This is a genomic window from Mesorhizobium sp. B2-1-3 (assembly GCF_006442495.1).
GTDB lineage: Bacteria > Pseudomonadota > Alphaproteobacteria > Rhizobiales > Rhizobiaceae > Mesorhizobium.
Genome location: NZ_VFWL01000011.1, coordinates 79,629 through 92,398, shown reverse-complemented (window position 1 = coordinate 92,398; position 12,770 = coordinate 79,629). Strand labels below are relative to the sequence as shown.

Below are 12,770 nucleotides of genomic sequence, written 5' to 3'. Positions count from 1 at the left end.
AATCGGCTAAGCCTTGGGGCCTATGAACGAAACCTCACTCTACGCGCCGGTGAAGCGGTTTCTCGAAAGCCTGGATTTTGCCGTGAAGGGCGAGATCGGCGGCTGCGACATTGTCGCGCTGCGTGAGGGGGAGCCGCCCGTCGTCGTCATTTGCGAGTTGAAGCTGGCGTTCAATCTCGAACTGGTGCTGCAAGGCGTCGACCGCGCGACCGCCTGCGACGAGGTGTGGCTGGCCGCGCGCATGTCGGCCAGGGGCAAGGGACGCGAGAGCGACGCCCGGTTCCGCAATCTTTGCCGCCGGCTTGGCTTCGGCCTGCTCGGCGTAACGGCGAGCGACCGGGTCGAGGTGCTTCTGAGCCCGGTCACCGTCACGCCGCGCAAGAACCCACGGCGCCGCTCGCGGCTGGTCGACGAACATCGCCGGCGCCGCGGCGATCCGGTCGCGGGCGGGGGATCGCGCAATCCCATCATGACAGCATACCGCCAAAGCGCCCTCGCCTGCGCCGCGGCATTGGCCGACGGGCCCAAGCGCCCGCGCGATCTCAAGGCGCTGACGCCGCTTGCGCCGAAAATCCTGCTGCACAATGTCTATGGCTGGTTCGCGCGCGTCGACCGCGGCGTCTACGATCTGACCGACGCCGGCCGTGCCTCGCTGATGCGTTGGCCGCAGCCGTCGCACGATGAATCCCGACACGGGATTTTGAACGCGCCGAGTGGCTGAGCGCGGGACAACGCCCGGCCCTTTGGTTGATTTTTCAGACAAAATATGCTGCTTGTCCCGCCCATGAAGACACTCTGCACGACGGTCATGGCGTTCTTGACCCTGGCTTTTCCGGCCAACGCCATGGACAGCGCCTTGCGCGCAGGCCTCCTGAAACTCGACCCGCAAACCCGCCTCGAACAGCGCTGTGATGCTGAAGTCCTCGACCGGATCACCCATGACGACCGCAAGTACAAGGCGGATCGGGTGGTCGCTTACGCCTTTGCCACGCCGGTCATGAGCGACGACGCCATTAAGAGCCCAGGAGCCGCCTTCCGCAGCAAGGGGCAATGGTACCGGCTGAAATTCAAGTGCGAGACGGCGCCGGACCATATGGAGGTTTTACAGCTCCGCTACCGCATCGGCGACGAGATTCCAGAGACCGACTGGGCAAAATACAATCTCTACGATTAGGTTTTTCACTGCCGTTTCGACTCGCTCGGCCGCGATTGTCGAATCCCCTCAATGGCGCCGCTGCAACGAAAGCGGTTTTGCGGCGTTGCCCGAAGCGATGTCTTGACGGCAAGGAACCATGCCTTTAGGGCGGGCTGGGCGATCGACAACGAACACTCGGCGAACAGGCAAGGGCTTCCAGGTCGATGGAAATATTTACTGCCGCAGGCTTATCGGCCCTTTTTCAGGTAATCGCGATCGATCTTGCGCTGGCTGGGGACAACGCCATCGTCATCGGCCTTGCGGCGGCCGGCTTGCCGGCCAGTCAGCGCAAACGGGCCATTCTGGTCGGCATCATCGCGGCCACCGTCCTTCGCATTTTCTTCGCCCTGATCACGCAATGGCTGCTGACAATTGGCCCCATGCTCCTCATCGCCGGCGGCCTGCTGCTGCTTTGGGTATGCTGGAAGATGTGGCGGGAGCTGGGTGTCAGCCACGAGCAGGAGCGCGACGCGACCGAAGCGCTGTCGAATGGCGATTTCGACAAGGATGGGACCATCGCCGGCAAGTCGCCGCGCAAGACCTTCTCGCAGGCCGCCTGGCAGATCGTCATTGCCGACGTCTCCATGTCGCTCGACAATGTCCTGGCCGTGGCGGGAGCGGCCATGAACCATCCGACGGTGCTGATCATCGGCCTCGCTCTGTCGATTGCGCTGATGGGCTTCGCCGCGTCCTTCGTGGCGCGCCTGCTGCACAAATACCGTTGGATCGCCTATATCGGCCTGCTGATCATCCTTTACGTCGCCGTGAAGATGCTTCTCGATGGCGCCGTGCAGCAGTTTCCCGACCAATTCGCTTTCCTGGCGCCGTGGTTCGGGTCGAGCGGCCACTGAGCTGGAGCCCTTGCGCCCGCCGATGTTGGTCAGTTTGAAATTGCAGCATAGTGGTTCATTCTAATTGGAATTGAACCGGTGCCCATCGGCGCGAAGAAGCACGTCCACCTATATCGCTGGTAAGGATCAAACTTCATATGGGGAATGATCGTTCGATAAAACGTCATTAGACGCTCGCAGATGTGGTATCGATCATCGGGCGCAGCCTGGACACGTTCTCTCGGGATAAACCACTCTGCTTCTTGTGGCTCATTCAAGTAGGTAGGGTGCAGCCTGACAAAATAGCCGTCTTTGGTCATCCTGACATCGTTGGAATCGATGGGGCGGCAATCCTTGTTTCCGCAGCAGTCATAGTGAAGAACGGGATCGGTCTTGCCCGTATACCAACCGTGTGCGTCCGCATCGCCGGGCAGCACAAGCCACGCCAATGCAATATGTCCTAGCAACTGTTTCATGGGACTAGCCCCTCACCATTCTGCCTATAGCATATTAGTGAGTCCTAATCATAGCGCTGAAAGTCGCGTTGACTGGCTGCCATTACCCGGCAATTCGCTTTAAGAGCCGCGAACCAACGGCTTTCGGCTTCTTCGCTTCGATCTGCACAACGAGATCGCCGATGTCGCAGAGCTTGCCTGTTTGCCTGTTCGGGCGAGCCGTGCTATTGCGCCGCCCGAATTGAGCTCCCGCCAGAGCCGTGCAAACCGTTATATGTCGAGACTTCGAGCCGGATCAGCGTTTCCGGTTCATGTCCATTGGAACCTTGCCCATGTCCGCCCCGCGCGTCAGCTTCGTCAGTCTCGGATGCCCCAAAGCCCTGGTGGATTCCGAACGCATCATCACGCGCCTGCGCGCCGAGGGCTATGAGATCGCGCGCAAGCATGACGGTGCCGATCTCGTCGTGGTCAACACCTGCGGCTTCCTCGATTCCGCCCGTGATGAATCGCTCAACGCCATTGGTTCGGCGCTTTCGGAGAACGGCAGGGTCATCGTCACCGGCTGCCTGGGCGCCGAGCCCGATGTCATTCGCGAGAAGCATCCCAACGTTCTCGCCATCACCGGTCCGCAGGCCTATGAGAGCGTCATGGCGGCCGTGCACGAGGCTGCGCCGCCGAGCCATGATCCCTATATCGATCTGCTGCCGCCTCAAGGCGTCAAGCTCACGCCGCGCCACTATGCCTATCTCAAGATTTCGGAAGGCTGCAACAATCGCTGCACCTTCTGCATCATCCCGGCGCTGCGCGGCGACCTTGTCTCGCGGCCGGCGGCCGATGTGCTGCGTGAAGCCGAGAAACTGGCCAAGGCCGGCGTCAAGGAACTCCTCGTCATCTCGCAGGACACCAGCGCCTACGGCATCGACATCAAATACCAGGCCAGCATGTTCGGTGATCGTGAAGTGCGGGCGAAATTCCTCGATCTATCCGAGGAACTGGGCAAGCTCGGCATCTGGGTGCGCATGCACTATGTCTACCCCTACCCGCACGTGGCCGACGTCATCCCGCTGATGGCCGAGGGAAAAATCCTTCCCTACCTCGACATCCCCTTCCAGCATGCGTCGCCGCAGGTGTTGAAGAACATGCGCCGACCGGCACATGGCGAAAAGACGCTCGAGCGCATTCGCGGCTGGCGCGATGTGTGTCCCGACCTCGCCATCCGCTCGACCTTCATCGTCGGCTTTCCCGGCGAGACCGACGAGGATTTCGAGATGCTGCTCGACTGGCTGGACGAAGCGAAGATCGATCGCGCCGGCTGCTTCAAATATGAACCTGTACGGCGCGCGCGCTCCAACGAACTCGGCCTTGAGCAGGTGCCGCAGGAAATCAAGGAGGCGCGCTGGCACCGCTTCATGCAGCGCCAGCAGAAGATCTCGGCGACGCAATTGGCCAAGAAGGTCGGCAAGCGCCTGCCGGTGCTGATCGACGAAGCGCATGGCACATCAGCCAAGGGCCGCACCAAATACGATGCGCCGGAGATTGATGGCTCCGTCCACATCCAGTCGCGCCGCCCGCTGCGCGCCGGCGACATCGTCACCGTCAAGGTCGATCGCGCCGACGCCTATGACCTCTACGGCTCGGCCGTCTGAGACTGCGATTTACCACATTTCGCGATAGTTCCGGCCATTTACCCTGTTTGGCCGCCGCCTGCCTTATGGTTTCCGGACCGTAAACGCAGGAACTCAGGATGGACCCCAGACCTGTCCGCCAGGATTATATCGCGACGCTCGACCTGTTGAGGCTGGCGGCGGCGCTGGCCGTTGTGCTGTCTCACTATTTCTTCCGCGGCGCGGCTGCCGACGGCTTTCTCACGACGGGCTATCCTCATGCCGCGCCACTCGCTCTGTACGGCTATCTCGGCGTCAATCTTTTCTTTCTGATCAGCGGTTTCGTCATCGCATGGTCGGCGGAAGGCGGCGGCTGGGAAGAATTCGCCGTCGCACGTTTCGCGCGTCTATATCCGGGCTTTCTGCTCTGCATGACGATAAGCTTCGCGGTTATCGCCTTTTCCGGCACGCCGCTGCTCCCGGCCTCTCTCAGCCAATATCTCGCCAATCTCACAATGTTCGCGCCGGCCTTCGGTCAGCCTTTCATGGACGGCGTCTACTGGTCGGTCGTGCTTGAAGTGGTTTTCTACGGCTGGGTGACGCTGGCCCTGATTGCCGGCGTTTTCCAGCGATGGAAATTGGGGCTGATCCTCGGCTGGCTGGCGATCTCGGCCATCAACGAACTCTTCCTCGGCAGCGGCGCGGCGCGGCTTCTGTTTCTCACCGAGTTCGGGCCGTTCTTCGCCGCCGGCATGCTGGTCCATCATCTCCACGCGCATGGTCGCTCAGTGCCGGCCTTGCTGTTGCTGGCGGCCGCCTTCGTGCTCTCCAGCTATACGCTATCGGTGACGCAACAGTGGATGATCGGGCATTATGGCATTGCGGTCTCGTCCGCCCATCTCGTGGCCGCCAACCTCGCGATGCACGCGGCGCTGATCGGCGCTGTCCTGCTGCGCCACCGGATCAGGCCGTCGGCGTTCACGCTGGCTCTCGGCGGGCTGACTTACCCGCTTTATCTCATTCACCAGAATGCCGGCTATCTCTTCATCAGCGCCTTGACGCCGCTGGCCGGCAAATGGGTTGCAGCGTGGACCTGCGTGGCGCTCATGGTTTTGGTGTCGTGGGCGATCTGGCGCTATTTCGAGCGGCCGGTGCAGCGTTGGCTCAGGATCCGGCTCAGCCTCGTGGTGGACGCCGGCCTGGTGCGGTTTCGCCATGTCCCGGCGGTAGTGCAAGCCGCCGAATGAAAAGGGCGCCTCGCGGCGCCCTTCCCTGACGAACGTACGTAGAGCTTATTGCGGCAGCTTGTCGTCGACGCCCTTGACGTAGAAATTCATGCCGAGCAGCGTGCCGTCATCGGCGACCTCGCCGTCCTTCAGCCATGGCGAGCCGTCCTGCTTGGCGATCGGTCCGGTGAAGGGGTTCCAGCCGCCGGCGATCTTCTTCTCGGTCGCCTCGGCCATCGCCTTCACGTCGTCGGGCATATTGGTGTAGGGCGCGAGCTTCACCGCGCCGTCCTTGATGCCGAGCCAGACATTGTCGGGCTTCCAGGTGCCGTCGATCGCTGCCTGAACCCGGCTGATGTAATAAGGTCCCCATTCGTCGGTCAGCGAGGTCAACTGCGCGTTCGGCGCGAACTTGATCATGTCGGAGGACTGGCCGAAGCCGTGCAGCTTGCGCTCCTCGGCCACCTGCAGGGCCGCGGTCGAATCCGTGTGCTGGACGATGATATCGGCTCCCTGGTCGAACAGGGCCTTGGCCGCATCGGCTTCCTTGCCCGGATCGAACCAGGAATTCACCCAGACGATCTTGGCCTTGAAATTCGGATTGATCGACTGCGCGCCGAGCATGAAGGAGTTGATGCCCATCACCACTTCCGGGATCGGGAAGGAGACGATGTAGCCGGCGACGCCGGACTTCGATTCCTTGGCCGCGATCTGACCGAGCACATAGCGGCCTTCATAGAAGCGCGCATTGTAGATGCCGAGATTGTCCGCCGTCTTGTAGCCGGTGGCGTGCTCAAACATCACCTTGGGGAACTTCTTGGCGACCTTCACTTCGGCGTCCATGAAGCCGAAGGACGTGCCGAAGATGATCTTGCAGCCTTCGCGCGCCAAGCGCTCGAAAGCACGGTCGGCATCGGGGCCTTCGGAGACGTTTTCAAGATAGGCGGTCTCGACCTTGTCGCCGAGCGCCTTTTCGACTTCGAGGCGGCCCTGGTCGTGCTGGTAGGAATAGCCGAAGTCGCCGATAGGGCCGGTATAGACCCAGCATGCCTTCAGCTTGTCGGCGGCCTCCGCGGACGCGACCAGCGAAAATGCCGCTGTCGTCGTCATAAGGGCAATAAGCAGTTTTTTCATCGTGTTACCTCTCTGAGTTAAGCCTTGGAGCTTCCCGTCTTGTTATTGTTGTCAACGATCCGGAACGAATGGCTGCCCCAAGGAAGCCGGTGTGTTCATCATCGTCAGACGCTTGTTGCGCGAGATTAGAACGAGAACCACGACCGTCGCCAGATAGGGCAACGAAGAAAGCAGTTGCGAAGGCACCGGAATGCCAAAAGCCTGTGCATGAAGCTGGCCGATCCACACCGCGCCGAAGATATAGGCGCCCGCCAGCACCCGCCACGGCCGCCAGGACGCGAACACCACCAACGCAAGCGCGATCCAGCCGCGGCCCGCGCTCATGTTCTCGACCCATTGCGGGGTGTAGACCAGCGAGAGATGGCCGCCGGCAAGACCGGCGCAGGCGCCGCCGAAGATCACCGAGAGATAGCGGTAGCGGATGACCCTGATGCCGAGCGCATGCGCCGAGGCGTGGCTGTCGCCGATCGAGCGCAGCGTCAGCCCGGTGCGCGTCCGGAACAGGAACCACATCACCGCCGCCGTCAGCGCGATCGAGATGTAGAACAACGGATCCTGGCCGAACAGCAGTCTGCCCACCACCGGGATGGAGCTGAGCCCGGGAATATCGAGATTGGGCAACCTGACGCCGGGCTGGCCGACGAAACTGGTTCCCATCATGCCGGAGAGGCCGAGGCCGAGCAGTGTCAGCGACAGGCCGGTCGCCACCTGGTTGGTGGCCAGCGACAGCGTCATGACGGCAAACAGCAGCGAGAACAGCGCGCCCATGGCGATGGCCGCCAAGAGCCCGATCCAGGGCGAGCCGGTCAGATAGCCTGCGCCGAAACCGCCGACGGCGCCCATGATCATCATGCCTTCGACGCCAAGGTTGAGCACGCCGGAGCGTTCGACCACCAGTTCCCCGATCGCCGCAATGAGCAGCGGCGTCGCCGCCGTGGCGATGGTCAGGAGGATGTTGACGGTGATGTCCATCAGCGGGCTTCCTTCAACTTTGGCGCGGCCTCGAGCTTCGCGGCACTCTCCGATTTGGTCAGCGCCAGACCGATCAACCGGATGCGGTAATGGATGAGCGTGTCGCAGCCGAGCACGAAGAACAGCAGCATGCCCTGGAACACGCGCGCCACCTTGTCGGAGATGCCGAGCGCGCTTTGCACCGCCTCGCCGCCGAGATAGGTCAGGGCCAGGACCAGGCCCGCCGCGACGATGCCGAGCGGATTGAGCCGGCCAAGGAACGCCACGATGATGGCGGTGAAGCCGTAGCCGGGCGAAATGACGGGCTGAAGTTGCCCGATGGCGCCGGAAACTTCCGATATCCCGGCAAGCCCGGCCAGGGCGCCCGACAACAGGAAGGCGAAGAAGACCATGCGGTTGAGGCCGAAGCCGGCGAAGCGCCCTGCCCTCGGGCTGGAGCCGAGCACGCGAACCTCGAAACCCTTGAGCATGCGGCTCATCATCAGCCACACCAGCACCGCCGCGACCAGCGCGAACACGAAGCCCCAATTGGCGCGGCCGGCATCCGGCATCAGTTCCGGCAGGATGGCGGAATCGCCGAATTGGATGGTCTGCGGGAAGCCATGGCCCTGCGGGTCGCGCCAGGGTCCGCGCACCAGCCAGTCGAGGAAGAGCTGTGCGACGTAAACCAGCATTAGGCTGGTCAGGATCTCGTTGGTGCTGAAGCGGGTTTTCAGAAATGCGGGGATAGCCGCGTAGGCGGCACCGCCGACCATGCCCAGCAGAAGCATCAGCGGCAGCACCAATGGGCCCTCGAACCCAGGAAACAGCACCGGAACGGCCGAGCCGAAGATGGCGCCGAAGATGAACTGGCCTTCGGCGCCGATGTTCCAGATGTTGGCCTTGTAGCAGACCGACAGGCCGACCGCGATCAGGATCAGCGGCGCCGCCTTGATCGCCAGCTCGTGCAACTGCCAGACCTGGCTGACCGGCTCGATGAAATAGATGTTGAACGCGCTGAACGGATTGACCCCGAGCAGCGCGAACATGATGCCGCCCGCGATGATCGTCAGCGCGAAGGCGATGAATGGCGACAGCATGGAAAACAGCGCCGAGCGCTGCGGCCGTTTGACGAGTTCGAGGCGCATCATGCCGTCTCCAGCGTGTGTTCGGCGTGGCCTGGTTCGGCGCCGCCCATCAGCAGGCCGATTTTTTCGAAGGTCGCCTCGGCGATCGCCAGCGGCCTGGACAGTTCGCCATTGTGCATCACCGCGATCGCATCCGATATCTCGAACAGCTCGTCGAGATCCTGGCTGATGACCAACACCGCCGATCCGCTGCGGGACAGTTCGATGAGTGCCTGGCGGATATGGGCGGCTGCGCCTGCATCGACACCCCAGGTCGGCTGGTTGACCACCATGACGTCAGGCCTGCGGTCGAGTTCGCGGCCGACGATGAATTTCTGCAGATTGCCGCCGGACAGCGCTGCCGCCTCCGGATCGGGCGCGCTCTTGCGCACGTCCATCGCCTCGATGATGCGCTGGGCGGCGGCATAGACGGTGCCGCTCTTGACCATTCCGCCCGTCCCGACGAAGGTCTTGCCGTCGGTGGCATGGCGCGACAGGAGCAGGTTTTCCGAAAGCCGCATGCGCGGGGCGGCACCATGGCCGAGGCGCTCCTCCGGCACGAAGGCTGCACCCAGCAGCCGGCGCCCGGTGATGCTGAGGCTGCCCGCATCCTTGCCGCGAATGCGCACCGAGGCGGCATCCGGCTGCAGGACTTCACCGGAAACGGATTCGAAGAACTCGCCCTGGCCGTTGCCCGCGACACCGGCGATGCCGATCACCTCGCCGGCGCGGACGGTGAGATTGATATTCTTGAGCGGGATCGAAAACGGCGTCGCCGGCTTGCGGCTGAGGCCGCGGATTTCGAGCAGGGACTGTGCCGTTTCGATGCCCGCGACCGGCGCGCGCACCACGGCCTGCACTTCGTTGCCGACCATCATGCGGGCCAAGGACGCGGCGGTCTCCTCGCGCGGATTGCAGTGGCCGACCACCTTGCCGTGCCGCAGCACGGTGGCGCGGTCGCAGATGCGTTTGACCTCCTCCAGCCGGTGCGAGATGTACAGGATCGATTTGCCTTCCGAGCGCAGACGTTCGAGCGTCTCGAACAGCTTGTCGGCCTCCTGCGGCGTCAGCACCGAGGTCGGCTCGTCCAGGATGATGAGTTGCGGCGTCTGCAGCAGGCAGCGGATGATCTCGATGCGCTGGCGCTCGCCCACCGACAGGTCCCCTACCAGCGATTCAGGATCGAGCGGCAGGCCGTAGCTGTAGGAAAGCGCCCTCGCCTTGGCCGCGATGCTGCTGATCGGCGAGCCGTCATCCAGGGAAAGCGCGATGTTCTCGGCCGCCGTCAGCGCCTCGAACAGCGAGAAGTGCTGGAACACCATGCCGATGCCGAGCTTTTTCGCGACGCCCGGGCTGGTAATTCTGACGGCCTGGCCATTCCAGAATATTTCGCCGGAATTGGGCTCCAGCGAGCCGAACAGCATCTTGACCAGCGTCGATTTGCCGGCGCCGTTCTCGCCGAGCAGCGCGTGGATCTCACCCTTGGCTATGTCGAGGTCGACATGATCGCACGCCGTCAGCGTGCCGAAAATCTTGGTCAGGCCGCGAACCTCAAGCAGATTCGCTCCGTTATGATTTGCACTCACAGTGCCTCCCATCCGGGTTCCCGGATATGTTCTGTGTTCCCGCAAGCATCGTATGCGCGGCCAGCTCTCATGCGAAAGCAGCACTCGACTTGAAAGAGCTTCAAGAATTTCAGCGGAAACTCAAGGGCAAAGATCAGTCTTCTTCGCGCAACCACGCGGCGGGCCGCCTTTTCGCGCAAACCGTGCCCGCACCTGCGGCAGAGAGCTCAAAACCAGGGCAGTTCCCGTCAGGGAACCAGTATGGTCGTGCCCGTGGTCCGGCGGCCTTCAAGATCCGCATGGGCTTTGCCCGCGTCCTTGAGTGCATAACGCTGGTTGATCTTGATCTCGACGGCGCCGCTAAGCACGACTTCGAACAAGGCCGCGGCCGAGGCGTCCAGATCCTCGCGTTTTGCATTGTAGACGAACAACGTCGGCCTTGTAGCGAACAAGGAGCCTTTCTGCGCCAGCAGCGACATCGAGAATGGCGGGATCGGTCCCGACGACTGGCCGAAGCTGACGAACATGCCGAGCGGCTTCAGGCAGTCGAGCGAGGCCGGGAATGTGTCGTTGCCGACGGAGTCGTAGACGACGTCGCATTTTTTGCCGCCGGTGATGGCCGCGACGCCGGCAACGAAATCCTGCTCCTTGTAGTTGATGACATGGTCGAAGCCGTGTGCCTTTGCGAGTTCGATCTTGTCGCTCGAACTTGCCGTGCCGATGACGGTCGCGCCCAGATGCTTCGCCCATTGGCCGAGAATGAGCCCGACGCCGCCGGCTGCCGCATGGAACAGGATGGTGTCGCCTGCCTTGACTTTGAAGGTCCGGCGCAAGAGATATTCGGCGGTCATGCCTTTCAGCATCATTGCTGCCGCCTGCTCGTCGCTGATGCCGTCCGGCACCTTGACGACCTTGCTGGCATCGATGACGCGCTCCTGCGCATAGGCGCCTGTGGTGACGGCATAGGCGATCCGGTCGCCGGGCTTCAGCCAGTCAACGCCCTCGCCCACAGTCAGGACCAAACCGGCGGCCTCGCTGCCGGGAATAAGCGGAAACCCGCCGGGCGGCGGATAGAGACCGGAGCGATGATAGACGTCGATGAAATTGAGGCCGATTGCCGTGTGCCTGACCAGGATCTGCCCTGATCCCGGTTGGCCGGGATCGGTGTCCTCATAGGTCAGGACTTCCGGACCGCCATGGGCGTGGATGCGGACTGCTTTGGGCATGGTGGGCTTCCTTGAGAAATTTGCCGATCAGGCTTTTTTGGCACCGAGATTTGGAAAGAACTGCATGATGCCGCCGATACAGGCGAGATAGAGCCCGGTAACGGTAATGCCAATCTTTATGAAGGTGCTGACCTGCGCGCCCAGCACGCCGATCTGGTCATAGAAGGCGGCGAGTGCCGCTTGCGCAAGCGCAAGCGCGCCGAAAGCGCACCACAAAAGAGTCATTGCGAGATTGATGCGCCGCAGCCGCACCACCCTAACCGGATGGATGAAGTTGATCGGAACGAATGTCAGGATGCCCGCCACCACGACCACCGCGAACGAGACCCATTGTCCCGGCTCGATGACGAAGAGCGTGAACACCACCATGTTCCAGACAACGGGGAATCCCTTGAAGAAATTCTCCTTCGTCTTCATGCCGGTGTCTGCATAGTAGATCGCGCTGGACACCACGATGATGGCCGCCGACAGGAACGACAGGCCCTCGCCCATGAAGCCGCGCTGATAGAGCGCGAAGGCCGGGATCAGAACATAGGTGACATAGTCGATGATGTTGTCGAGGAGCTCGCCCGACCATGTTGGCAGGATTTCCTTGACCTCGAGCTTGCGCGCGATCGGCCCGTCTATGCCGTCGACGAACAGCGCCAGCCCCAGCCACCAGAACATGGCCGTCCAGCGCTCCTCGCTCGCCGCCACCAGCGACAGGAAGGCCAGGAACGAACCCGAGGCGGTCAGGAGATGCACCGAAAAAGCGCGCGCCTGCGGCCAGGTGACTTTCTTCTTCGGCCGCGGAATCCGGTCGGCGATTTTCTTGGCGGCTTTCCTGGCCGTTGTGTTCTTGCTCACGGGCCCTGCCAGTCCAGCTTGCAGATTTCGGCTGAACGGCCGCCGAAATTCCAGTTGCGACCAAAGGCTCGCATCTTGCTCTTGTCGGACTTGGCCACGATGATCTCCGGCGCGATCCAATATTCCGAATTGCTGATCACCGTGTCCTTGTCGCGGTCCTTGCCGACAATTGGCGTGACCGCCCCATCGATGATCTTCGGTATCTGGAAGATACGCGTCTTGTCGCGTGTCTCATAGGTAATCGGCACTTGTTCGACACCGAGGAATTTGCCGACGAGGATCGAAAGCAGCGACGTCGTCCCGCCCGCCTTGCCGGTGAAAATCTTCGTCAACGCCTTGACCGCATAGATCGAGGCTCTGACGTCGATGAACAGGCCGGCGGTCCAGTTGCCGCGGCTCATATAGCCGGGGATTTCCATGATCAGCCCGAGATTAAGCCCTGACAGGTCGACCTCTCCGAAATGACCGGCATCGATACGGAAACCCGCCCAGGTCTGGCAATAGCCTTCGGTCGGAGGATGGCTGCCCAGCGACAGCACGCAAGGGCAAAAAACCGTGCAATTGCAGGAGAGTACGAGCTCCCCCTTCATTGCCCAGCTCGGATCCGTCAT

General features: G+C 62.1%; 13 protein-coding genes. 5 read left to right on the top strand and 8 right to left on the bottom strand.

All coding sequences use genetic code 11. From position 1 onward, the window contains the following. Nucleotides 1-22: 22 nt before the first annotated feature. The 3 genes from FJ973_RS19200 (at nt 23) to FJ973_RS19190 (ending at nt 2,046) form a co-directional block, all read left to right on the top strand. Nucleotides 23-721, top strand: a complete 699-nt coding sequence (locus tag FJ973_RS19200; protein ID WP_140557216.1) for a DUF2161 family putative PD-(D/E)XK-type phosphodiesterase — start codon at nt 23-25, stop codon at nt 719-721. 45 nt (nt 722-766) lie between these two features. Further along, nucleotides 767-1,174, top strand: coding sequence for a DUF930 domain-containing protein (locus tag FJ973_RS19195; protein ID WP_140498595.1), 408 nt, complete (start codon nt 767-769; stop codon nt 1,172-1,174). Nucleotides 1,175-1,359: 185 nt separating this feature from the next. Beyond that, entirely contained in the window at nt 1,360-2,046 is a 687-nt protein-coding gene (locus FJ973_RS19190; RefSeq protein ID WP_140498596.1) for a TerC family protein, read from the top strand. A gap of 29 nt (nt 2,047-2,075) precedes the next feature. Here the strand turns inward: FJ973_RS19190 and FJ973_RS19185 are convergent, their stop codons facing one another. After that, the gene (locus tag FJ973_RS19185) at nt 2,076-2,501 is read right to left on the bottom strand and encodes a hypothetical protein (protein ID WP_140498597.1); all 426 of its coding nucleotides are present in this window, start codon (nt 2,499-2,501) and stop codon (nt 2,076-2,078) included. A 311-nt stretch (nt 2,502-2,812) separates the two neighbouring features. Between FJ973_RS19185 and rimO the strand changes: the two genes are divergently transcribed. Beyond that, the gene (rimO, locus tag FJ973_RS19180; RefSeq protein WP_140557214.1) at nt 2,813-4,126 is read left to right on the top strand and encodes a 30S ribosomal protein S12 methylthiotransferase RimO; all 1,314 of its coding nucleotides are present in this window, start codon (nt 2,813-2,815) and stop codon (nt 4,124-4,126) included. 98 nt (nt 4,127-4,224) lie between these two features. Beyond that, on the top strand, nt 4,225-5,331 hold the full coding sequence (locus tag FJ973_RS19175) for an acyltransferase (protein WP_140557212.1): 1,107 nt from the start codon (nt 4,225-4,227) through the stop codon (nt 5,329-5,331). A gap of 45 nt (nt 5,332-5,376) precedes the next feature. On the opposite strand, the gene FJ973_RS19170 is transcribed toward FJ973_RS19175, so the two are convergent. From FJ973_RS19170 to FJ973_RS19140, 7 genes are all read right to left on the bottom strand, one after another. After that, nucleotides 5,377-6,444, bottom strand: coding sequence for a BMP family ABC transporter substrate-binding protein (locus FJ973_RS19170; protein WP_140498600.1), 1,068 nt, complete (start codon nt 6,442-6,444; stop codon nt 5,377-5,379). Between the two features lie 51 nt (nt 6,445-6,495). After that, nucleotides 6,496-7,416, bottom strand: a complete 921-nt coding sequence (locus FJ973_RS19165) for an ABC transporter permease (protein WP_140498601.1) — start codon at nt 7,414-7,416, stop codon at nt 6,496-6,498. Further along, the gene (locus FJ973_RS19160) at nt 7,416-8,546 is read right to left on the bottom strand and encodes an ABC transporter permease (protein ID WP_140498602.1); all 1,131 of its coding nucleotides are present in this window, start codon (nt 8,544-8,546) and stop codon (nt 7,416-7,418) included. The genes FJ973_RS19165 and FJ973_RS19160 overlap by 1 nt, the downstream gene beginning before the upstream one ends. Continuing rightward, nucleotides 8,543-10,120 carry an ABC transporter ATP-binding protein gene (locus tag FJ973_RS19155; protein ID WP_181165345.1) on the bottom strand — a complete coding sequence of 526 codons (1,578 nt, stop codon included), beginning with the start codon at nt 10,118-10,120 and terminating at the stop codon, nt 8,543-8,545. The genes FJ973_RS19160 and FJ973_RS19155 overlap by 4 nt, the downstream gene beginning before the upstream one ends. A 215-nt stretch (nt 10,121-10,335) precedes the next feature. Then, nucleotides 10,336-11,313, bottom strand: a complete 978-nt coding sequence (locus tag FJ973_RS19150) for a quinone oxidoreductase (RefSeq protein ID WP_140557210.1) — start codon at nt 11,311-11,313, stop codon at nt 10,336-10,338. Between the two features lie 27 nt (nt 11,314-11,340). Then, on the bottom strand, nt 11,341-12,159 hold the full coding sequence (pcsA, locus tag FJ973_RS19145) for a phosphatidylcholine synthase (RefSeq protein ID WP_140498605.1): 819 nt from the start codon (nt 12,157-12,159) through the stop codon (nt 11,341-11,343). After that, nucleotides 12,156-12,770 carry a DUF1326 domain-containing protein gene (locus tag FJ973_RS19140; RefSeq protein WP_140498606.1) on the bottom strand — a complete coding sequence of 205 codons (615 nt, stop codon included), beginning with the start codon at nt 12,768-12,770 and terminating at the stop codon, nt 12,156-12,158. The genes pcsA and FJ973_RS19140 overlap by 4 nt, the downstream gene beginning before the upstream one ends.

Bases quoted from the DNA above. Each gene is read 5' to 3' on its own strand.
- FJ973_RS19200 (WP_140557216.1), top strand. From the start codon at position 23: ATGAACGAAACCTCACTCTACGCGCCGGTGAAGCGGTTTCTCGAAAGC.
- FJ973_RS19195 (WP_140498595.1), top strand. From the start codon at position 767: ATGCTGCTTGTCCCGCCCATGAAGACACTCTGCACGACGGTCATGGCG.
- FJ973_RS19190 (WP_140498596.1), top strand. From the start codon at position 1,360: ATGGAAATATTTACTGCCGCAGGCTTATCGGCCCTTTTTCAGGTAATC.
- FJ973_RS19185 (WP_140498597.1), bottom strand. From the start codon at position 2,501: ATGAAACAGTTGCTAGGACATATTGCATTGGCGTGGCTTGTGCTGCCC.
- rimO (WP_140557214.1), top strand. From the start codon at position 2,813: ATGTCCGCCCCGCGCGTCAGCTTCGTCAGTCTCGGATGCCCCAAAGCC.
- FJ973_RS19175 (WP_140557212.1), top strand. From the start codon at position 4,225: ATGGACCCCAGACCTGTCCGCCAGGATTATATCGCGACGCTCGACCTG.
- FJ973_RS19170 (WP_140498600.1), bottom strand. From the start codon at position 6,444: ATGAAAAAACTGCTTATTGCCCTTATGACGACGACAGCGGCATTTTCG.
- FJ973_RS19165 (WP_140498601.1), bottom strand. From the start codon at position 7,416: ATGGACATCACCGTCAACATCCTCCTGACCATCGCCACGGCGGCGACG.
- FJ973_RS19160 (WP_140498602.1), bottom strand. From the start codon at position 8,546: ATGATGCGCCTCGAACTCGTCAAACGGCCGCAGCGCTCGGCGCTGTTT.
- FJ973_RS19155 (WP_181165345.1), bottom strand. From the start codon at position 10,120: ATGGGAGGCACTGTGAGTGCAAATCATAACGGAGCGAATCTGCTTGAG.
- FJ973_RS19150 (WP_140557210.1), bottom strand. From the start codon at position 11,313: ATGCCCAAAGCAGTCCGCATCCACGCCCATGGCGGTCCGGAAGTCCTG.
- FJ973_RS19140 (WP_140498606.1), bottom strand. From the start codon at position 12,770: ATGACGGATCCGAGCTGGGCAATGAAGGGGGAGCTCGTACTCTCCTGC.